Origin of the sequence: Tahibacter soli (assembly GCF_025717065.2) — a bacterium.
In the GTDB taxonomy this organism is placed as follows: domain Bacteria; phylum Pseudomonadota; class Gammaproteobacteria; order Xanthomonadales; family Rhodanobacteraceae; genus Tahibacter; species Tahibacter soli.
The window spans coordinates 88,754-109,136 of record NZ_JAOVZO020000008.1; the positions used below are offsets into that span (position 1 = coordinate 88,754).

The following is a 20,383-nucleotide window of genomic DNA, read 5'->3' on the forward strand; positions in this document are numbered from 1 at the left end:
TTGCGTATAGGTAACGATTGGTAAACCCCGCACAGCCAGGCAGTACCCGGTCCGTCGCCGACGGACCGTGACCCGAGCGAGCGCCAATGACGGATCGTTTTCGCATCGCCATCGTCGGATCGGGACCGGGCGGCCTGTCGGCCGCCGCACGCGCCGCCGAGCGCGGCGAGTCGCACGTGCTGCTCGAGGCCGAGCCGCACCTGTCCAACACGATCTACCGCTATCAGAAGGGCAAGTTCGTCATGGACGAGCCCGGGATCCTGCCGCTGCGTTCGCCCGTGCCGTTCAAGGCCGGCTCGCGCGAGACGATCCTCGGCGCCTGGGACGAAGCCGCCGCGCGGCTCAAGATCAACGTGCGCCACGGCCACGAAGTGTCGGCCATCGCCAAACGCCCCGACGGCCTGTTCGAACTCAAGTGCGCGAACGGCAAGGTCGTCGAAGCGCAGTTCGTGGTGCTCGGCATCGGCCTGCAGGGCAACATCCGCAAGCTCGGCGTGCCCGGAGAAGACCTGCCGTTCGTGCAGTACCAGCTCGACGACCCCGACGAATACGAGGGCGAAACGATCGTCGTCGTCGGCGCCGGCGACGCCGCGATCGAAAACGCGATCGCGCTCGCGAAACAGAACAACGTCGTCATCGTCAACCGCCGCGACGAGTTCGCGCGCGCCAAGAAAGGCAACGAGGCGGGCATCTTGAAGGCCATCGAAGACGGCCTGATCGAGTGCTACTACAACGCCGGTCCCGAGCGCGTCGACGCGCTCAGCGTCGGCCGCAAGAAAGGCCGCATGATCCTCGCCACCGCGAACGGCAAGGCGCAGATCCTGATCGACCGCGTCATCGCCCGCCTGGGCGCCACCGCGCCGCGCGGCTTCGTCGAGGCGTGCGGCGTCGAGTTTCCGAGCAAGGACCCGGCCTCGGTGCCGGCGATCAGCCCGCAGTACGAATCGAACGTCAAAGGCCTGTACATCGTCGGCGCGCTCGGCGGCTATCCGCTGATCAAGCAGGCGATGAACCAGGGCTACGAGGTCATCGAGTACATCCGCGGCGAAAAGGTCGAACCGGCCGACGAGCCGCTGCTCAAGGCCAAGTTCGCGCCGATGCCGGGCTTTCGCTCGGTCGACGAGGCGCTCGCGCGCGTGCAGAAGAACGTGCGCCTGCTCTCGCACATCACGCCGCTGCAGCTGCGCGAGTTCATGCTCGACTCCGACGTGCGCACGCCGAAATCCGGCGAGACCGTTTTCGCGCGCAACGACTACACCAACAGCTTCTACTCGATCGTCGACGGCGAGGTGCAGGTGGTCGTCGACGCGGCGACCGACCAGCGCATCACGCTCAGACGCGGCGAATTCTTCGGCGAGATGGGCCTCATCTCCGGCCGGCGCCGTTCCGCGACCGTCATCGCCGGCGCCGGCTGCGTGCTCGTGGAAACCCCGCGCCGGTCGATGAACCGGCTGATCAATTCGGTGGCCGCGGTCAAGCGCGAGATCGACCAGGTGTTCATCCTGCGCGCGATCCAGTCGCGCTTCGTGCCGGAAGCCGACGCGGCGCAGCTCGCCGACGTCGTCGCGAGCGCGACGCTGCAGAAATTCGCGGCCGGCGACGTGCTGTTCAACGAGGGCGAAGTCGGCGACTGCCTGCATCTCGTGCGCGTCGGTTCGCTGACGATCTCGCGCAACATCGGCGGCAAGGAGGTCGTGCTGTCGTACGTGCCGGCCGGCAACTACGTCGGCGAAATGGCGCTGCTCGGCGACTCCAAGCGCTCGGCCACCGCGCGCGCCTCGATCGCGACCGAAACCGTGCGCCTGACCGGCGAGAGCTTCAAGAAGCTCGTCGCGCGGATGCCGGTGCTCAAGCTGCGGCTGCAGGCCGAGTACCGCCAGCGCGCCGCGGCGAATCTCGCGATGCAGGCGCTGCCGAGCGGCGGCGACGTGATCCAGTTCCTGCTGTCGCAGGGCGCGGGCGAAGCGACCGACATCCTGCTGATCGACGAATCGCTCTGCGTGCGCTGCGACAATTGCGAGAAGGCCTGCGCCGAAACGCACGGCGGCACCTCGCGACTCGACCGCGAGGCCGGGCCGACCTACGCGAGCGTGCACGTGCCGACGTCGTGCCGGCACTGCGAGCATCCGCACTGCATGAAGGACTGCCCGCCCGACGCGATCCGGCGCGCGCCGAACGGCGAGGTGTACATCGCCGACAACTGCATCGGCTGCGGCAACTGCGAGCGCAACTGTCCTTACGGCGTGATCCACATGGCGTCGAAGCCGCCGAAGAAGCCGGGCCTGCTGTCCTGGCTGCTGCTGGGCCTCGGCCCCGGCCCCGGCGAAGCGCCGGTCGATCCGAAAAAGAAAAAAGAGGCAAAAGAGAAAAAAGCGGTCAAATGCGACATGTGCAAGGACGTCGGCGGCGGCCCCGCGTGCGTGCGCGCGTGCCCGACGGGCGCCGCGATCCGCATCTCGCCGGAGGAATTCCCGGCCTATGCGCAGTCGCGGCGATAGGAACGTTCGCGGATGAGCGCACGGCACGAGTCGATACTCAATCATGCGCGGTCGCGCTACTTCTGGGTCGCGCTCGCGCTGTCGCTCGCGTCGATCGTCGCGTACGTGTGGCACGCCCCCGACGTCGGCCCGAACGGCGGCACGTGGCTCGGCTACACGCTCGGCACGATCGCGGCGCTCCTGATCGTCTGGCTGATGCTGTTCGGCGTGCGCAAGCGCAGCTATTCCGGCGCCGGCGGCACGCTGCGCGGATGGCTTTCGGCGCACGTCTACCTCGGCACGTCGCTGATCCTGATCGCCCTGCTCCACTGCGGTTTCCAGTTCGGCTGGAACCTGCACACGTTCTGCCTCGTGCTGATGCTCGTGGTGATCTTTTCGGGGTTCTTCGGCGTGTACTCGTACCTGCGCTATCCGACCCTGATGACGCGCAACCGCGAAAGCGCGACGCGCGCGGCGATGCTCGAGGAAATCGGCGAACTCGACCAGAACGCGCTCGCGCTCGCCGACGGCATCGACCCGAAGATCCACGCGATCGTGCTGCGTTCGATCCAGAACACGCGGCTCGGCGGCGGCGTGTTCTCGCAGCTCTCCGCGCGCGACGATTCCGACGCCGCGCTCGCCTCGGTGCGCGCGGCGATCGCGGCGCGCGAGACGCAGGCGAAGGCGACGACGAATCCGCAGTCGGGGCAGACGATCTTCGCGATGGTCGATTTTCTCGCGAGCGGCGCGAACGACCGGCAGACCGAGGCGCTGCGCAAGCTGATCGACCTGCTGTCGCAGAAGAAGGCGATCGCGACGCGCGTGGCGCGCGACATTCAATACCAGGCGGTGATGGAGATCTGGCTGTACGTGCACGTGCCGCTGTCGTTCGGGTTGCTGGCGGCGTTGATCGGGCATGTGGTTTCGGTGTTTTTCTATTGGTGATGGAATGAAGATCGCGCTGACGTTTCTTTGCTCAAAGCCCTCTCCTCCAAGCTCGCTTGGGGGAGAGGGTTGGGTGAGGGGGCGACGCTCCGCACTTCCCCAACATCGAGGAAATACAAGGCGTAACCCCCTCACCCCAACCCTCTCCCCCAAGCAAGCTTGGGGGCGAGGGAGCGGGAGCCACCCATGCGCTGGCTGATCCGCCGAGTCCTCAAACAAGGCAAAGGCGCCGTCTCCTACGAAGAAGACGTGCATTTCGGCGATACGCTCACGATCGGCCGCGCCGCCGATCAGGCGATCTTCCTGTCCGACCTGCGCGCCGCGCTGAACCACGCGCGCGTCAGCGCGGAATCCGGCGGCCGCTACAAGGTCGAATCGCTGATCCTCGCCGGTATCCGCGTCAACGGCCAGCTCACCTACGGCATCGACGTCGGCCCGGGCGCCACGATCGAGATCGCCGGCACGCGCCTCGTGCTGCTCGACCCGCCGCGCGACTTCGACGCCGCCGTCGAAATCTCGACGCTCGACAAGACCGAACAGGCCGCCGAAAAAGCCAAGCGCTCCAAACCCACCACGCTTTCGCAAACCTGGATCGGCAAGCGCGTGCCGTCATGGCTCTTGTTCGCTACGATCCTCGCGCTCGGCCTCGTGCTGCCGGCGCTGTCGCACTTCAGCGCACCGCTTGCGAAACTGCTCGCGCACTCGCCGCTGCCGACCACCCGCAGCTGGAACCCCGGCCCGCTCGACGCCGCGCACCGCTTCTTCGGCGACGACTGCAAGCAATGCCACCCGCGCGCGTTTCTCACCGTGCGCGACGAATCGTGCCTCGCCTGCCATTCGACGATCGCGGCGCACGCCGACCCCGGCGCGTTCAACCTGCCGGCGCTCGGCGAGGCGCGCTGCGCGAGCTGTCATCAGGATCATCTCGGCCCCGCCGGCATGGTGCGCACCGACCAGCGCCTGTGCGGCGACTGCCACACGAACCTGCCCGCGCGCACGCAGAACGCCAGCCGCCTCGGCGACGCGACCGACTTCGGCACGAACCATCCGCCGTTTCGCGTGCGCCTGCCCGCCTGGGACGCGAACGGCGCCTTCGCGCCGCAGGTCGCCGTGCCGGCCGCCGGCACGCGCGAAAATTCCGGCCTGAAATTCAACCACGAAAAACACCTCAAGCCCGACCTCAACACGCCCAAAGGCAAGCAGACGCTGGTCTGCGCGAGCTGCCACAAGCCCGACGCCGGGGGCCTGGCGATGAAGCCGATCGCGTTCGAGACGATGTGCCACGACTGCCACACGCTCGGCTTCGACACGTTCGCGCCCGACCGCGAGGTGCCGCACGCGAAGGTGGCGGAGGTGTCGTTCATGCTCGACGAGTTCTACGCGCGCCGCGCGCTCGAGGGCGGCGTGGAGGATCGCGAGGCGCCGGGCTTCGTGCAGACCCGCCGGCGTCCCGGCGATCCGCCGCTGTCGCGCCAGGAACAGACCGAAGCGCTCGCGTGGGCGCGCGACAAGGCGCGCAAGGTCGCCGACAGCGTGTTCACCGGCCGCGCCTGCGTGACGTGCCACACGGTGACGCCGCCCGCGGCCGACCGCGGCTACCGCATCGCGCCGGTGCGCGTGGCGGGCGTCTGGTACGACACCGCCCGATTCAGCCACAACAAGCATGAAACGATGTCCTGCAAGGATTGCCACGCGGCGGCGACGTCGCCGGTCGCCAGCGACCTTCTGATACCGGACATCGCCAACTGCCGCCAATGCCACGCGGGTGCGCGCGGCGGCGGCAAGGTCGCCAGCACGTGCATCGACTGCCATGCGTACCATCAGTCGACGACGCTGAAATTGAAGACGCTGTAGGAAGGTTCACGGCCCCGGTCGACGCGCCTTGCGTTATGATCGGGTTCATGGGGAGTTGCGGAAGAACGCCGCGCAAGCGGCCGGATTTCTGGGGTTTCGCAGGTTCGAGTCGTCGGTTTGCGGTTGCGTACGCCAGTTCTGCGGTCCGCTCGGCGGATCGTCCGGCCAGGCCGGAACGGGACAAGCAAGAGCACCATCCGTCGGAACGCGTGAGCCGTCGCCCGATCGTCCGGCCTTGCCGACGGAGGGGGTGCGATGGGAATGTCGCGTTATTGCGTTCTGGCCGCGTGCGTCGGCCTCGCGTTATCCGCCTGTAGCGGCGGCAGCAATTCCGGCAGTCCGGTCGGCACGTCGCCGCCTCCGCCGCAGAACACCAGCGATTCGGGTTGCAGCGGCTTCTGCGGCAACGCCGATTCGTTTTTGACCGAAGACGACGTGCGCAAGGCGATCGCGCAGGCCGTCGCCGAGGCGCGCGCGCAAGGCAAGCCTTCGGTGATCACGGTCGTCGACCGCGTCGGCAACGTGCTCGCGGTCTACCGCATGGCCGGCGCGCCGCCGACGGTCAAGGTCAGCTCGGGGCGCAACGTCACGGGCGGGCTCGAAGGGCTCAACGTGCCGACCGAGTTTGCCGCGATCGCCAAGGCGCTGACGTCGGTGTACTTCTCGTCCGAAGGCAACGCGTTCACGTCGCGCACCGCGGGCCAGATCGCGCAGGAGCATTTCAACCCCGGCGACCGCACGGCGCCTTCGGGGCCGCTGTTCGGCGTGCAGTTTTCGCAGCTGCCGTGCTCGGACATCAGCGCGCGCTTCTCGGGCTCGGGCACGAACGCGGGGCCGCACCGCTCGCCGATCGGCCTGTCGCCCGACCCCGGCGGCGTGCCGCTGTTCAAGGCCGGCGTGCCGGTGGGCGCGATCGCAGCGTCGGGCGCCGACGATCTCTACGGCCTCGACGACAACGCCGGCGACCGCGACCGCAATCTCGACGAATTCGTCGCGCTGGCCGGCACGTTCGGCTTCGCCGCGCCGCAGGACCGTCGCGCCGACCGCATCACCGCCGGCGGACTGAGCCTGCGTTTTACCGACGTGGAATTCAACGAGCTCGCGCGCGATCCCGCGTCCGCGCCGGCGTTCGGCTCGCTCGGCCCCGCCGACGGCGAGCTGATCAAGGTGCCCGGCTACGCCGAACCCGTGGTGCTGCGCGGCCTCGCGCTCGGCACCGTCGAATCGGGCATCCGCCCCGACACGACCGACTACCCCGGCCTCGACGCGTTCGTGCTCGACGACGGCACCGGCACGAACCGCTATCCGCCGCGCGCCGGCACCGACGGCGCCGCGGCGCTGTCGGCGAACGAAGTGCGCACGATCGTGCAGGAAGCGCTCAAGGTCGCCGCGCGCACGCGCGCGCAGGTGCGCAAGCCGCTCGGTTCGCGCGCCGGCGAAACGGTGGTGGTCGTCGACACGAACGGCGTCGTGCTCGCGCTCGCGCGCTCGCGCGACGCGCTCGTCGACGCGGTCGACGTGACGACGCAGAAGGCGCGCTCGGCCGCGTTCTTCTCGGGCACGTACGCGGCCGGCGACATCCTCGGCACCGGATCGGCCCGTTATCTCTCGGCCGCGCTGAACCTCGCCCAGCTGCGCGTCGACTTTTCCACGGTTGCACAAAGCGCGCCGAGCCAGTACGTCGCCAACCTGCGCACGTTCCTCGGTCTGCCGCAGGCCTGGGCCGACGGCCAGGTGGCCTACTCGCTGCGCACGATCGGCAATCTGTCGCGGCCGTTCTATCCCGACGGCGTGCCCGACAATCCGCCCGGACCGCTGTCGCTGCCGTTCAATCGCTGGAGTCCGTTCCAGGACGGCCTCGAACTCGATCTCGTGTACAACCAGATCGCGGCGCACGTCGCGTTCTACCTCAACCAGAAAGGCCTCGCGCTGACGCTCGACGGCGCGCCGCTCGCGCCGGCGCCGACGCCGGGCAATCCGAAACCGATCGACGACGTCGGCTTCAACTGCACCGGCATACCGCGCCTGCCGAACGGCATCACGCTGTTCGGCGGCAGCTTCCCGATCTATCGCGGCGGCGTGCTCGTCGGCGGCGTCGGCGCGTCGGGCGACGGCACCGACCAGAGCGACCTCGTCGCGTTCCTCGGCCTGCACAACGCGGGCGCGGCGCTCAACGGCGCGATCGGCAACGCGCCGATACCGCTGCGCGCCGACCGCCTCGTGCCGCAGAACGTGCGCCTGGGCTACGTTCAGTGCCCGCAGTCGCCGTTCCTCAATTCGAACGAACAATACGTCTGCGAGGGCAAGTGACATGCGCGGTCTTCGCTATGCCGTGATTCCCCTCGCCGTCGCCTGCGCGATCGCGTCTTCAGACGCGCGCGCGCAGAGCGCGAGCGTCGCCGCGAGCTGGCTCGAGATCGCCGGCATCGTGCCCGCGCCGACGTACGATCCGCGCGCCTCGCAGATACCGCGCCGCCGTCCGGGCCATCCGTACGAGCCGTGGGTCGACGCGCCGCCGCAGAATCCCGACGCGGTCGATCCCGCGCCGGTCGACCTCGCCGGCGAGTTCATCCCGGTGCCCGACCGCTGGCGCATCATGGAATCGCTCGGCTTCAAGCATCCTTGGTACGACCCGTACAACCAGAACGTGCTCAAGGCCGACAAGCCGGTCGACGGCGAAGACCACTTCTTCAATCTGCAGATCGTCTCCGACACGCTCGTCGAACCGCGCAGCATACCGACGCCGGTCGCGCCGCAGTCGGGCAGCACGCCGGGCACGAACGACACGCTCGGCGACGTCAACCAGCTGATCCTCGCGCAGACGGTGATCGCCACCGCGCTGTACTACGAGGGCGATACGACGTTCAAGCCGCCCGATGTCGAATACAAGGCGACGCTCGCGTTCAACTACAACCGCGTGCGCACCGACGAGGTGCGCGCGCTGCAGGTCAACCCGCGCTTCGGCAAGGTGCGCGACGACGCGTTCGTCGGCGTGCAGGAACTCTTCGTCACGTGGGATCTGCGCAACCTCGGCACGCGCTACGACTTCGACGACCTGCGCATCGGCGTGCAGCCGTTCTCGACCGACTTCCGCGGCTTTCTGTTCCAGGACAGCCAGCCCGGCATCCGCCTGTTCGGCACGCGCGACAACAACCGCTGGCAGTACAACCTGGCACTTTTCCGCAGACTGGAAAAAGACATCAATTCCGGCCTCAACGACGTGACGATCGCGCCGCGCAAGGACGACATCTTCGTCGCGAACCTGTACCGCCAGGACTTTCCGTTCACCGGCTTCACGTCGCAGGGCATCGTGCTCTACAACCGCAACCGCGAAACCGACTCGTTCTACGATTCCAACGGCTTCATCCAGCGCCCCGCCGCGATCGGCCGCGAAGCGCCGCGCACGTATCACGTCACGTATCTCGGCTACAACGGCGACGGACACATCGGGCGGCTGAACCTCACCGCGTCGGCGTACTACGCGATCGGCCGGCAGTCGGCCGGCGTGTTCGTCGCCGAAGGCACCGACATCCGCGCGGGCTTTCTCGCGGCCGAAGCGTCGATGGACTTCGACTGGATCCGGCTGCGCGCGTCGGCCGCGTACGCGAGCGGCGACGACGATCCGTTCGACGACCGTTCGACCGGCTACGACGCCGTGTTCGAAAACCCGATCTTCGCCGGCGCCGACACGAGCTACTGGATCCGCCAGAACGTGCCGTTGATCGGCGGCGGCGGCGTGGCGCTCGCGCAGCGCAACGCGCTCTTGCCGAACCTGCGCCCGTCGAAGGAACAGGGGCAGTCGAATTTCGACAACCCGGGCCTGCGCCTCGTCGGCGTCGGCGCCGATTTCGACCTCACGCCGCAGTCGCGCCTCTCGGGCAACGTCAACGGCCTGTGGTTCGACAAGACGCAGATCCTCGAAACCGCGCGCAACCAGGCCGACATCGGCAAGAGCATCGGCACCGATGTCTCGGTCGCGTGGATCTGGCGACCGCTGTTCACGCAGAACGTCGTGCTGCGCCTGTCGGGTGCGGCACTCCTGCCCGGCGACGGCTTCAAGGATCTGTACGGCGACCGGCGCAACAGCTACTACACCGTGTTGGGCAACTTGATCCTGACGTACTGAGGGGGCGGTCATGACGATCAGGACGATGCTTTTTGTCAAAATCACTTTTGCCGCAGCGGCGCTCGCCGCGGTCGCCTGGCTGATGCCGGCGTTCGCGAGCGGCGGCCCGGAGAAAGTCGAGCGCACGTACGTCACGGCGCCGAACGCGCCGGCGTTCCAGACGTGGGCGCAGGCCGACGCGAAATCGGCCGGCTGCGTCAGCTGCCACACCGCATCGGACCGCAAGACGATGCACGCATCCGAAGCCGTCGTGCTCGGCTGCACCGACTGCCACGGCGGCGATCCCACGGTGTTCGGCGCGGCCGGCACCGAGTCGGCCGGCAACCGCAGCGCGATGGAAAAGGCGCACGTGCTGCCGCAGTATCCCGACCGCTGGCCGTCGAGCGCGAACCCCGAGCGCAGCTACACGCATCTGACGCAGGAGTCGCCGGAGTTCACGCGCTTCATCAACCCGGGCGACCTGCGCATCGCGCGCGAAGCCTGCGGCGCGTGCCACCTGCCGATCATCCAGCAGGCCGAGAAGAGCCTCATGGCGAACGCCGCGATGTTCTGGGGCGCGGCGGCGTACAACAACGGCATCCTGCCGTACAAGCACTCGATCCTCGGCGAGGCGTATACGCGCGACGGCGAGCCGTCGGCCGTGACGAACGGCGCGCCGAACGACGCGGCGATGGACGATCGCGGCATCCTGCCGAAGATCAGCCCGATGCCCGCGTGGGAAACCGTGCCGCCGGCCGACGTGTTCCGCGTGTTCGAGCGCGGCGGCCGCAACATCTCGAACCTGTTTCCGGAAATCGCCGTGCCGAGCGAAACCGGCTCGATCCAGCGTCTGGAAGAGCCGGGCCGCCCGGACCTCAAGCAATCCAACCGCGGCCCCGGCACCGGCAGCCGCGTGTCGATTCCGGTACTGAACATCCACAAGACGCGCTTGAACGATCCGTTCACCTGGTTCCTCGGTACGAACGACAACCCCGGCGACTATCGCTCGTCCGGCTGCAGCGCGTGCCACGTGATCTACGCGAACGACCGCGATCCGCGGCATTCGGCGATCTACGCGAAATTCGGGAACATGGGACAAAGCCAGCAGGCCGACCCGACGATTCCGCGCAACGTCTCCGGGCACCCGATCAAGCACGAGTTCACGCGGCAGATTCCGACGAGCCAGTGCATGATCTGCCACATGCACCAGCCGAACATGTTCATCAATTCGATGCTCGGCTACACGATGTGGGACTACGAATCGGACGCGCCGTTCATGTGGCCGGAGAAGCAGCACTACCCCGACGACATCGAAATGCGCAAGACGCTCGACCGCAACCCCGAAGAAGCCGCGATCCGCGGCAAGTGGCGGGACGTGGAATTCTTAAAAGACGTCTCGCTGATGAATCCGCAGCTGAAAGACACGCAGTTCGCCGACTACCACGGCCACGGCTGGAACTTCCGCGCGATCTTCTCGCGCGACCGCAAGGGCAACCTGCTCGACGCGAAGCAGGAAAAGATCGACGACACCGATCCGGACAAGTGGAAAAAAGCCGTGCACATGTCGTCGATCCACGTCGACGTCGGCATGCAGTGCGTCGACTGCCACTTCGCGCAGGACGCCCACGGCAACGGCTATCTCAAGGCCGAGGTCATGGGCGCGGTCGAAATCCAGTGCCAGGACTGCCACGGCACGGTCGACGCGCTGCCGACGTTGAAGACGTCCGGTCCGAACGCGTCGAAATACGGCAAGGATCTTCTCCTGATCCGGAACCCGGACGGCAAGAAGCGCTTCGAATGGGTCGGCGACGCGCTGATCCAGCGCTCGGCCGTGACGCCGGGCCTGGAATGGACCATGAGTCTGACCAAGGACGTGTCGGACCCGGCGTCGCCGCGCTACAACGAAAAGGCCACGCGCGCGCACGCGATGTCGCGCGACACGGCGAGCCAGAAGTTCGGCGCCGACGTGCCGCTCGGCGAGCGCGCGCACGGCGAAGACAAGATGCTGTGCTACACCTGCCACACGTCGTGGACGACGAGCTGCGGCGGCTGTCATCTGCCGATCCAGGCGAACTGGAAGACCGAGCGGCACAAGTACGAAGGCGGCTTCACGCGCAACTTCGCGACGTACAACCCGCAGGTGGCGCGCGACGACATGTTCTTCCTCGGCGTGCACGGCGGCATCAAGGACCACAAGATCGCACCGGTACGCTCGTCGTCGGCGCTCGTGCTGTCGTCGACGAACATCAACCGCGAACGCATCTACATCCAGCAGCCGCCGATCGCCGCCTCGGGCTATTCGTCGCAGGCGTTCGCGCCGCACTACCCGCACACCGAGCGCAAGACCGAAACGAAAACCTGCACCGACTGCCACCTCTCGGCGCAGAACGACAACAACGCGATCCTCGCGCAGACGCTCCTGCTCGGCACGCGCTTCATCGATTTCATCGGCTTCAACGCGTGGGTCGGCGGCGACGGCGAAATCAGCGCGATCCGCGTCACCGAATGGGACGAACCGCAAGCCGTCGTCGGCAGCTATCTGCAACGCTATGCGTATCCCGACTGGTTCAAGCAGCACCAGGACCGCGGCCTGAAGCTGCCCGACGCGAGCGAGCACAAGGCGGGCAAGGCGCAATGCATCCAGCTGCGCGGCGAATACCTTTACGTCGCCGAAGGCAGCGAGGGCATGCGCGTGTACGACGTCGCGAGCGCCGGCAACAAGGGCTTCTCGCAGAAGCTCGTGACGGCGCCGTTCTCGCCGCTCGGGCAGAACACGCGCATCAAGTCCGCGAACGCGACGTGCGTCGTGCTGCCGACGACGCAGCCGGTCGCGCCGTCGCGCAGCGTCAGCGAACTGATGCAGGGCGCGAACGCCGAGCAGCCGATGCATCCGTTGTACAAGTACGCGTTCATCACCGATGCGACCGAAGGGCTGATCGCCACCGACATCGAAACGCTCGCCGACCTCGAACCGCGCAACAACTTCCTGAAGCGCGCGGTGACGTGGAACGAGAACGGCGTGCTCAACGGCGCGCGGCACCTGGCGATCGCCGGCACGACGTTCTACGTCGTCGCCGACGCGGGCGTCGTCGTGCTCGATCTCGCCGATCCGGTGAAGCCGCGCTACCTCGCGACGATACCGATCGCCGGCGCGCGCGCCGCGGCGCTGCAGTTCCGCTATCTGTTCGTCACCGCGAAGGACGGCCTGCACGTCGTCGACGTGACGACGCCGGCGCAGCCGCGCGAAATCGCCGGCGCGCTCGTGCCGCTGCGCGACGCGCGCAAGCTGCATCTGGCGCGCACGTATGCCTATGTCGCCGACGGCGCCGACGGCATCGCGATCGTCGACATCACGCGGCCGGAGCGGCCGGCGCTGTATCAGCTCTACAACGCCGACGGAAAGATCAACGACGCGACCGACATCGTCGTCGGCACGACGAACGCGTCGCTGTTCGCGTACGTCGCCGACGGCAGGAACGGCCTCAAGGTGATCCAGCTCACGAGCCCCGAATCGCAGCCGAAGTTCTACGGTTTCAGCCCCGACCCGAAGCCGCAGCTGATCGCGTGGCGCGCGACGGACAAGCCGGCGCTGTCGCTGTCGCGCGGACTCGAACGCGATCGCGCGGTCGACGAAACGGGACACCAGATCGCGGTGTTCGGGCGCATCGGTTCGCGGCCGTTCAATCAGGCCGAGATGCAGAAGCTGTATCTGCGGCCGGACGGGACGCCGTGGACGGTGGAGGACAAGCCGCAGGGACCGCGGTAGCGCTTTGGATCGCGCACGTCATCCCGGCCAAGGCACACTGGCGTCCGCAATAAATGTGCACGTTGCCGGCTGACGGCTTTCCGTCAGCGCAACGAACACTTCGGCGTCGCCGCCTCACCCCACCCTCTCCCCCAAGCAAGCTTGGAGGAGAGGGCTCAAGCACGCAGGGCCTGAACCCTCCGCTCCTTCTCCCCCAACCACGTTGGGGGAGAAGGTTCGGATGGGGGCGACGTGCACGATCGCGTCGAGTTCCGGTTTTCGCCGCCTACCCGTGCGGCTCGATCGTCGAGCCCCACGGTGGCGGCGCATCGACGGCTTCCGGCGATTCCTCGCGCACGGGCTTGACCGGCACATCGACCCGCACGCGCCGCATCCCTTCCGGATTCGGCGGCGCGTAGCCCCAGCCGCAGCCGCCGACGAAGAGCGACCACGAGCACGAGAAGCCGCCGCCCCATTTCGTGCGCCACGACTTCGTGACGGTGCGCTTGCGCACGAATTCCTGAAACGCGTTCTCGCGGTCGGACGGCCATTGCGACGCGAACGCGCTCGGGCGGTACGGCAGCGGCGACGCCTTGCGCGTCTGCGGCACTATCGCCGGCGCGGCGAAGTCGGACGTCGGCGCTTGCGGCAAATGGGAAACGTCTATTTTTCCGTCGACACCGTAGATGCGCACCGACGGCGCGGCGTCGACCGGTGCCGCGGGCGCCGCCTCGACGATTCGCGCCGTCGGCGTCCGCGTCGCAACCGTCGACGGTGCCGCGACGCCGGCCGCGCGAGGCACCGGCCGCACCACGACCGGCTCGACGCGCGGCGGCGGTTCCGGCAGCGGCGGCGGCGCGAGCGCTGCCGGTTCGACGGCGTCGACCAGCCGTACGGCGATGACGCCGCGACTGTCGTCGATCGGCCGCAGCCGCATCCAGTCGCGCACGAGCCACGCGGCGACGAGGTGCAGCAAGAGCGCGATGACGAGCGCGATCGCGATGCCGCGCCGGTCGTGCTGGCGGCGCTGCCAGCGCGTCTGGCGCAGGCGCGCGAGATCGGCGTAGTCGGAGCGCACGGGGTCGGAACACACGGGGTCGGAACACACGGGGTCGGCGGTCTGCATGGCCGTGCGCTACAGGTCGTCGGCGTCGTCGGCGAGATCGTCCGGCGCGTCGGGCACGTATTCGAGGATGTCGCCGGGCTGGCAAGCCAGCGCCTCGCAGATCTTCGACAGCGTCTCGAACCGCACGCCGCGCACCTTGCCGGACTTGAGCAGCGACACGTTGACCTCGGTCAGCCCGATGCGCTCGGCCAGCTCCTTCGAGCGCATCTTGCGCTTGGCGAGCATCACGTCGAGGTTGACGGTGATGCTCATTACAAAAACGTCCGGTTCTCTTCGTCGATGCGCAGCGCTTCGCGCATCACATGCGCGAACACGAGCAGCAAGAGGCCGGTGATCACCGATGTGATATCGCCCGAGCTGATGCTGATCACGAGCTGCCGCTGCCCCGGCGGATTGCCGCTCGTCAGCGCGAGCGCGATGACGGTGCGCGCGACGACGCCGGCAACCGCCGACGCGAACGCGAGATGGCCGATGCGCGTGAGCAGCACCGGCACGTCGGGATGGAACACCCGCGCGCTGCGCAGCAGACGGAACAGCCGCACGACGCTCCACATCGCGAACAGGAACAGCGCGACCGGTGCGAGATCGGCGAGCCACGCGGCGAACACGAGATCGCCGGTCGGCACGTTCGCGAGTTCCGGCACGCCGCGCTTCAAGTACTCGAGCATCGCGGCGGGATCGGTCCACAAATAAATTTCGTAGATGACGACGACCGCGATGCCGGCGAGCGCGAGCGCCTCGCCCGTCAGCGCGAATCGGCGCACGCGACGATGCGTCTCGTCGAGCGGAGTTTTGGCGTTCATGGGACTTGTCGAGTGACGATTGATAATTAACGTATCACGATAATTTTTTATCGTCAATGAACCGAGGTCACGATTGCGCCGAAGATCCGCGAGACACGGCCCGGAAATCGACGTAACCTCCTTAATTAATTTCATCAGTTACGAGGCAACCATGATCGCGCGCATCTGGCGCGGCCGTACGAAGGCCGAGCACACCGACGAATACCTGGACATCCTGCGCACCACCGGCGTCGCCGACTACCGGGGCACGCCGGGCAATCGCGGCGTGTGGGTGCTGACGCGCCCGCTCGGCGACGCGACCGAATACACCGTGCTGACGCTGTGGGAATCGCGCGAAGCGATCGCGCGATTCGCCGGCGACGACATCGACATCGCGCGCTACTACCCCGAAGACGCGCGCTATCTGCTCGACTTCGCCGAGACGGTGGAACACTACGACTGCGCGATCGCGGCGCCGCCCGAGGCCTGACGCCGCGGGCGACGCACGACCTTCGGCGCATCGCCGCGCGCGGCGCGGCGCGCTACCATCGCGCGCCCTCGCCGCCTCTGTCGCCATGTCGCCGCATACGAAAGCCCAGCTGCAAATCCATTTCTGCGTCCTGCTCTGGGGCTTCACGGCGATCGTCGGAAAACTCATCACGCTCGCGGCGCTGCCGCTCGTGTGGTGGCGCATGCTGATCGCCGCCGGCGCGCTCGCGGTGCTGCCGCGCGTGTGGCACGCGTGCCGGCGCATGTCGCCGCGGCTCGTCGCCGGCTACGCGTTCGTCGGCGTCGCGCTCGCGCTGCACTGGCTCACGTTCTACGCGTCGGTGAAGCTTGCCAACGCCTCGGTCGCCGCGACGTGCATGGGCCTTGCGCCCGCGTTTCTCGCGCTGATCGAACCCGTGATCATGCGTCGCCCGTTCGACCTGCGCGAACTCGCGCTCGGCATCGCGGTGATTCCCGGCGTCGCGCTCGTCGCCGGCGGCCTGCCCGACGCGATGTTCGAAGGACTCGTCGTCGGCATCGTGTCGGCGTTCTTCGTCGCGATCTACGGCGTCGTCAACAAACGGCTCGTCGACGCGAGCGACCCGCTCGCGATCACCGCGCTGGAGCTTGCGACCGGCGTCGTCGTGCTGGGCCTTGCGATGCCCTTCGTCGCGTCGACCGGCGAGGCGTTCGCCGTGCCCGGCGCGGCCGACGCGTTCTGGCTCACGGTGCTCGCGCTCGTACTGACGGTGCTGCCGCTGACCTTGTCGCTCGTCGCGATGCGGCACATCAGCGCGTTCGGCGTGCAGCTCGCGACGAACCTCGAACCGGTCTATGTCGTGCTGATCGCGATGGTGCTGTTCGGCGAGCATCACGAGCTGACGTGGCAGTTCTACGCGGGGCTTGCGGTGATCCTCGGCGCGGTGCTCGCGTATCCGCTGATCAAGCGCGCGGAATAGCTACGCGAATCGCACCAGCGCCGCGACGGCGAGCAGCGCGATCCATCCCGGATGACGCCCGCGCGTGCCGACGAGCACGAGCGCGGAACCGCCCAGGTGCGATGCGACGATCGCGTTGACGGCGATCGTTCGCAGATCGTCGGCGCCCGATGCGATTGCCAGCAGCATGCCGGCGAACGCCCAGCCGAACACGCTCACGAGGTGCCACGACGCCCAGATTATCCGCACGTGCCGCTCGCGCAGCGGCGGCGCCGGCTGCGAAGGCACGACGCCGTTTTCGCGCAGATGGCGGAAGATCAGGATCTCGCCGAGCACGGAGTGCGCGATGCCGGTCAATATCGCCAGCACGCCCGCCATCAGATAGGTCGTCTGCATCGCCGTCTTCTCCGTTGCCGTCGGCGCCTTCGCGCCGGCGGATCGTCAGCCTTCCAGCGCCGCCCACCGTGCGTACGCCGCGTCGAGTTCGGCCTGCGTGTCGGCGAGCTTCTGGTTCGCCGCGACGATCGCCGCGCCGTCCTGCTGAAAGAATTTCGGATCGTTCATCGCCGACGTCAGCTCGGCGACCGCCGTTTCCAGCGTTTCGATGCGCGCCGGCAACTGTTCCAGTTCGCGCTGGTCCTTGTAGCTGAGCTTCTTCTTCGCGGGCATGGCCGGCGCGTCGTCGCGCGGGGCGGGCTTCGCCGCTTTCTCGACGGCCTTCGCCGCCGCGCCGCGCGGTGCCGGGCGCTGGCGCAGCCAGTCGCTGTAGCCGCCGACGTATTCGCCGATGCGACCGTCCCCTTCCATGACGAAGCTCGACGTCACCACGTTGTCGATGAAGTCGCGATCGTGCGACACGAGCAGCAGCGTGCCTGTGTATTCGCCGAGCAGGTCTTCGAGGAGTTCCAGCGTTTCGACGTCGAGGTCGTTCGTCGGTTCGTCGAGCACGAGCAGGTTCGACGGTTTCGCGAACAGCTTGGCGAGCAGCAGTCGGTTGCGCTCGCCGCCCGACAGCGCCGTGATCGGCGCGCGCGCGCGATCGGGCGTGAAGAGAAAATCCTGCAGATAGCCGAGCACGTGCTTGCGCGAGCCGTTGAGTTCGATGTACTCGCGGCCTTCGGCCACGTTGTCGAGCGCGTTGAGGTCGTCGCGCAATTGCACGCGGTGCTGGTCGAAATACGCGATCTCGAGGTTCGTGCCGAGGCGGATTTCGCCTTCCTGCGGCTTGATTTCGCCGAGCAGCAGGTTGAGCAGCGTCGTCTTGCCCGCGCCGTTCGGGCCGATGATGCCGACGCGGTCGCCGCGCAGGATCGTCGCGGTGAATTCGCGCACGACGAGGCGGTCGCGCCAGCCGAACCACACGTCGCGCGCTTCGACCACGCGCTTGCCGCTCTTGCCCGAGTCGGCCGCTTCCATGCGCACGTTGCCGCCGAGCTCGCGCCTTTCGGCGCGCTCGTTGCGCATCGCCTTCAGGCGCCGCACGCGGCCCTCGTCGCGCGTGCGCCGCGCCTTGATGCCCTGGCGAATCCACACCTCTTCCTGCGCCAGCAGCTTGTCGAAGCGCGCGTTCTCCTGCGCTTCGGCGTGCAGGCGTTCTTCGCGGCGGCGCAGGTAGTTGTCGTAGTCGCCCGGCCAGCTCGTGAGCTTGCCGCGGTCGATCTCGACGATGCGCGTGGCGAGCGCGCGCAGGAACGCGCGATCGTGCGTGACGAACACGATGCTGCCCTTGAACGCGCGCAGGAATTCTTCCATCCACGCGATCGATTCGATGTCGAGATGGTTGGTCGGCTCGTCGAGCAGCAGCACGTCGGGCTGCTGCACGAGCGCCTGCGCGAGCAGCACGCGGCGCTTCATGCCGCCCGAGAGCGCGGCGAAGTCGACGTCCTCGGGCAGCTGCAAGCGCACCAGCGCCTCGCCGACGCGGCGGTCTAGGTCCCAGCCGTGCACCGCGTCGATGCGCGCCTGCACCGCCGCCATCGCCTCGGTATTGCCGGGCACGTCGAGCGCGTGCGACAGATGATGGAACTCGCCGAGCCACGTGCCGAGTTCGCCCAGCCCCTGCGCGACGACGTCGAACACGGTGCCCGCGGTCGCCTGCGGCACTTCCTGCGCGAGCCGCGCGATGCGCACGCCGCTGTCGACCTGGATCGCGCCGTCGTCGGGGCGGATGTCGCCGGCGATCAGCTTGAGCAGCGTCGACTTGCCGGCGCCGTTGCGGCCGACGATGCAGACGCGCTCGTTCGCGTCGAGATTGAACTCGACCTGGTCGAGCAGCAGCGGACCGCCGACGCTCAGGTCGATATTGCGCATTTGCAGCAGGGGCATTGCGGGTACCGCGAGACTCGGGGCGCGAAGGATAACCCGTGCGGCATGCGTCCGGCGCCCGGATACGATCGACCGCTTGGGGGTGCGCGGTCCGTCGCGCGTCCCTGCGCATGACCGCCGCGCAGGCTCGGCAGGCATTCACTCCACAGGGGACGGCATGTACGGCACCACCATCGTACACGGACTCGCGCGGCTCTCCCTCGGGTTTTTCGCGCTGTTTTCGGCGGCAGCCGACGCGCAGACCGCGGACCTCGCCGTCTCGATCGACGACGGCATCGAACGCGTCGTGGCCGGCGCGACGCTGAGCACCTATCGCGTCGACGTGACCAACCGCGGCCCCGACGCGGCGCAGGCGCGCGTGCTCATCGCCGAAACGTATCCCGAACTCCTGTGCGTCTGGCAATGCGCGAGCGCCGCCGGCGGCGCGGCCTGTCCCGTGCTGCCGCAGAACTACTACGTCAACCAGACGCACGAGCTGCCGGCCGGCAGCTCGCTCGTGTACACCGCCGACTGTCGCACCGACTGGACCGCTTCCGGCACCGTGCGCGGCACCGCGAACGTCGATGCCGTCGACGGCGGCACCGACCCGGCGCCGGCCGACAACCGCGACGAAGACGTCAACGTGGTCGACCGTATCGCGGATCTCGCGGTCACCACGACGATCGACCCTCCCGAAGCGGTCGCCGGCAGCAGCGCGAGGGCCATCGTCGTCGCCGAGAATCTCGGTCCGAGCCGCGTCGACGACGTGCGGCTCTTCAGCGCGGTTCCGACGGCCGCGTCGTCGTGCCGCTGGCAATGTCTGAGCAGCACTTCGGGCGCGCCGTGCAACGCCGGCGGCGGCGGCGCGCTCGACCACACGATGCGCCTGGAGCCGCGCGAGCGCGTAACCTTCCAGCTCGGCTGCGAGCTGTCGGGGTATGCGCGCGGCACGCTCGTCCAGACCGCGACCATCGGCTCGTCGGTGCCCGATCCCGACCCCGCGAACAACAGCGCGAGCGACACGCGACCGCTGGCGCTGCGCGCCCGCTACGGCACGGAAGTAAGTGCCGACGCCGACCGCGTGCGGCCCGGCGACGTGCTGAACTACCGCATCTTCGCCGTTGCCAACGGGCCGACGCAGCTGCTTCGGTCGCACCTCGACATCCGCTTCGCGCCGCACTGCGCCGACGTGCAGTGGCAGTGCCGGTCGGACGGCGCCGCGTGCCCCGTCGCCGGCGGCAGCGGCGACGTCTCGCTCGATCCCATGGCGTCGCGCTACGCGATGATGATTACCGCCACGTGCCGCGTCGCCGCGTCGACGCCCGACGGAACGCTCCTCCTGACCGCCGCGACGCTGACCGATGCCGAGGTGACCAACCTCGATGCGAACGGCACGTCGAGCCACGGCGCGATCGTCGGCACGCCGGCGTCGATCCCGGCGCTGTCGCCGCTCGCGCTCGCGGCGCTCGCGTGCGGCATCGCGCTTGCCGGCTGGCGGCGCGGACGCGCCCGCGGCCCGTAGCGATTTGACCGATCGCCGCGCGCTGCGCGGGACTTTCGTCATTTACCGCTTGCAGCTCGCGCGGCTATGTTCACGGCTTTCCCCAGCCGTGAATAC

Annotated in this window: 14 protein-coding genes; 9 read left to right on the top strand and 5 right to left on the bottom strand. The window is 68.1% G+C overall.

Annotated elements, in window-relative coordinates:
* Positions 1-86 precede the first annotated feature (86 nt).
* From OD750_RS07335 to OD750_RS07360, 6 genes are all read left to right on the top strand, one after another.
* Positions 87-2,498: a cyclic nucleotide-binding domain-containing protein gene (locus OD750_RS07335; protein ID WP_263543849.1), complete on the top strand. Its 2,412-nt coding sequence runs from the start codon at positions 87-89 to the stop codon at positions 2,496-2,498.
* A gap of 12 nt (positions 2,499-2,510) precedes the next feature.
* Positions 2,511-3,422: a hypothetical protein gene (locus OD750_RS07340; RefSeq protein ID WP_263543850.1), complete on the top strand. Its 912-nt coding sequence runs from the start codon at positions 2,511-2,513 to the stop codon at positions 3,420-3,422.
* A 186-nt stretch (positions 3,423-3,608) separates the two neighbouring features.
* Positions 3,609-5,276: a cytochrome c3 family protein gene (locus OD750_RS07345; protein ID WP_263543851.1), complete on the top strand. Its 1,668-nt coding sequence runs from the start codon at positions 3,609-3,611 to the stop codon at positions 5,274-5,276.
* A 261-nt stretch (positions 5,277-5,537) separates the two neighbouring features.
* Entirely contained in the window at positions 5,538-7,586 is a 2,049-nt protein-coding gene (locus OD750_RS07350; RefSeq protein ID WP_263543852.1) for a GlcG/HbpS family heme-binding protein, read from the top strand.
* A gap of 1 nt (position 7,587) precedes the next feature.
* On the top strand, positions 7,588-9,402 hold the full coding sequence (locus tag OD750_RS07355) for a hypothetical protein (RefSeq protein ID WP_263543853.1): 1,815 nt from the start codon (positions 7,588-7,590) through the stop codon (positions 9,400-9,402).
* Between the two features lie 25 nt (positions 9,403-9,427).
* Positions 9,428-13,147, top strand: coding sequence for a multiheme c-type cytochrome (locus OD750_RS07360; protein ID WP_263543854.1), 3,720 nt, complete (start codon positions 9,428-9,430; stop codon positions 13,145-13,147).
* A gap of 265 nt (positions 13,148-13,412) precedes the next feature.
* Here OD750_RS07360 and OD750_RS07365 read toward each other — a convergent pair whose 3' ends face one another.
* The 3 genes from OD750_RS07365 to OD750_RS07375 are packed head-to-tail and all read right to left on the bottom strand — an operon-like array spanning position 13,413 to position 15,055.
* A complete protein-coding gene (locus OD750_RS07365; protein ID WP_263543855.1) occupies positions 13,413-14,252 on the bottom strand; it encodes a hypothetical protein in 840 nt (279 codons plus the stop codon).
* Between the two features lie 9 nt (positions 14,253-14,261).
* Entirely contained in the window at positions 14,262-14,504 is a 243-nt protein-coding gene (locus OD750_RS07370) for a helix-turn-helix domain-containing protein (protein ID WP_263543856.1), read from the bottom strand.
* On the bottom strand, positions 14,504-15,055 hold the full coding sequence (locus OD750_RS07375) for a DUF2975 domain-containing protein (protein ID WP_263543857.1): 552 nt from the start codon (positions 15,053-15,055) through the stop codon (positions 14,504-14,506). Before OD750_RS07375 ends, OD750_RS07370 begins: the two co-directional genes overlap by 1 nt.
* A gap of 151 nt (positions 15,056-15,206) precedes the next feature.
* Here OD750_RS07375 and OD750_RS07380 point away from each other — a divergent pair, with 151 nt between their 5' ends.
* Both OD750_RS07380 and OD750_RS07385 read left to right on the top strand, forming a co-directional pair.
* A complete protein-coding gene (locus OD750_RS07380; protein WP_263543858.1) occupies positions 15,207-15,524 on the top strand; it encodes an antibiotic biosynthesis monooxygenase family protein in 318 nt (105 codons plus the stop codon).
* 85 nt (positions 15,525-15,609) lie between these two features.
* A complete protein-coding gene (locus OD750_RS07385) occupies positions 15,610-16,482 on the top strand; it encodes a DMT family transporter (RefSeq protein ID WP_263543859.1) in 873 nt (290 codons plus the stop codon).
* Here OD750_RS07385 and OD750_RS07390 read toward each other — a convergent pair whose 3' ends face one another.
* Positions 16,483-16,857, bottom strand: a complete 375-nt coding sequence (locus OD750_RS07390; protein WP_263543860.1) for a hypothetical protein — start codon at positions 16,855-16,857, stop codon at positions 16,483-16,485.
* Positions 16,858-16,902: 45 nt separating this feature from the next.
* Positions 16,903-18,786: an ATP-binding cassette domain-containing protein gene (locus OD750_RS07395; protein WP_263543861.1), complete on the bottom strand. Its 1,884-nt coding sequence runs from the start codon at positions 18,784-18,786 to the stop codon at positions 16,903-16,905.
* Positions 18,787-18,943: 157 nt separating this feature from the next.
* Between OD750_RS07395 and OD750_RS07400 the strand changes: the two genes are divergently transcribed.
* Entirely contained in the window at positions 18,944-20,287 is a 1,344-nt protein-coding gene (locus OD750_RS07400; protein WP_263543862.1) for an IPTL-CTERM sorting domain-containing protein, read from the top strand.
* Positions 20,288-20,383 lie beyond the last annotated feature (96 nt).

Excerpts from the sequence above, each read along its gene's own strand:
- OD750_RS07380 (WP_263543858.1), top strand. The coding sequence starts at position 15,207 with ATGATCGCGCGCATCTGGCGCGGCCGTACGAAGGCCGAGCACACCGAC.
- OD750_RS07345 (WP_263543851.1), top strand. The coding sequence starts at position 3,609 with ATGCGCTGGCTGATCCGCCGAGTCCTCAAACAAGGCAAAGGCGCCGTC.
- OD750_RS07400 (WP_263543862.1), top strand. The coding sequence starts at position 18,944 with ATGTACGGCACCACCATCGTACACGGACTCGCGCGGCTCTCCCTCGGG.
- OD750_RS07375 (WP_263543857.1), bottom strand. The coding sequence starts at position 15,055 with ATGAACGCCAAAACTCCGCTCGACGAGACGCATCGTCGCGTGCGCCGA.
- OD750_RS07365 (WP_263543855.1), bottom strand. The coding sequence starts at position 14,252 with ATGCAGACCGCCGACCCCGTGTGTTCCGACCCCGTGTGTTCCGACCCC.
- OD750_RS07370 (WP_263543856.1), bottom strand. The coding sequence starts at position 14,504 with ATGAGCATCACCGTCAACCTCGACGTGATGCTCGCCAAGCGCAAGATG.
- OD750_RS07355 (WP_263543853.1), top strand. The coding sequence starts at position 7,588 with ATGCGCGGTCTTCGCTATGCCGTGATTCCCCTCGCCGTCGCCTGCGCG.
- OD750_RS07395 (WP_263543861.1), bottom strand. The coding sequence starts at position 18,786 with ATGCCCCTGCTGCAAATGCGCAATATCGACCTGAGCGTCGGCGGTCCG.
- OD750_RS07390 (WP_263543860.1), bottom strand. The coding sequence starts at position 16,857 with ATGCAGACGACCTATCTGATGGCGGGCGTGCTGGCGATATTGACCGGC.
- OD750_RS07385 (WP_263543859.1), top strand. The coding sequence starts at position 15,610 with ATGTCGCCGCATACGAAAGCCCAGCTGCAAATCCATTTCTGCGTCCTG.
- OD750_RS07340 (WP_263543850.1), top strand. The coding sequence starts at position 2,511 with ATGAGCGCACGGCACGAGTCGATACTCAATCATGCGCGGTCGCGCTAC.
- OD750_RS07335 (WP_263543849.1), top strand. The coding sequence starts at position 87 with ATGACGGATCGTTTTCGCATCGCCATCGTCGGATCGGGACCGGGCGGC.
- OD750_RS07350 (WP_263543852.1), top strand. The coding sequence starts at position 5,538 with ATGTCGCGTTATTGCGTTCTGGCCGCGTGCGTCGGCCTCGCGTTATCC.
- OD750_RS07360 (WP_263543854.1), top strand. The coding sequence starts at position 9,428 with ATGCTTTTTGTCAAAATCACTTTTGCCGCAGCGGCGCTCGCCGCGGTC.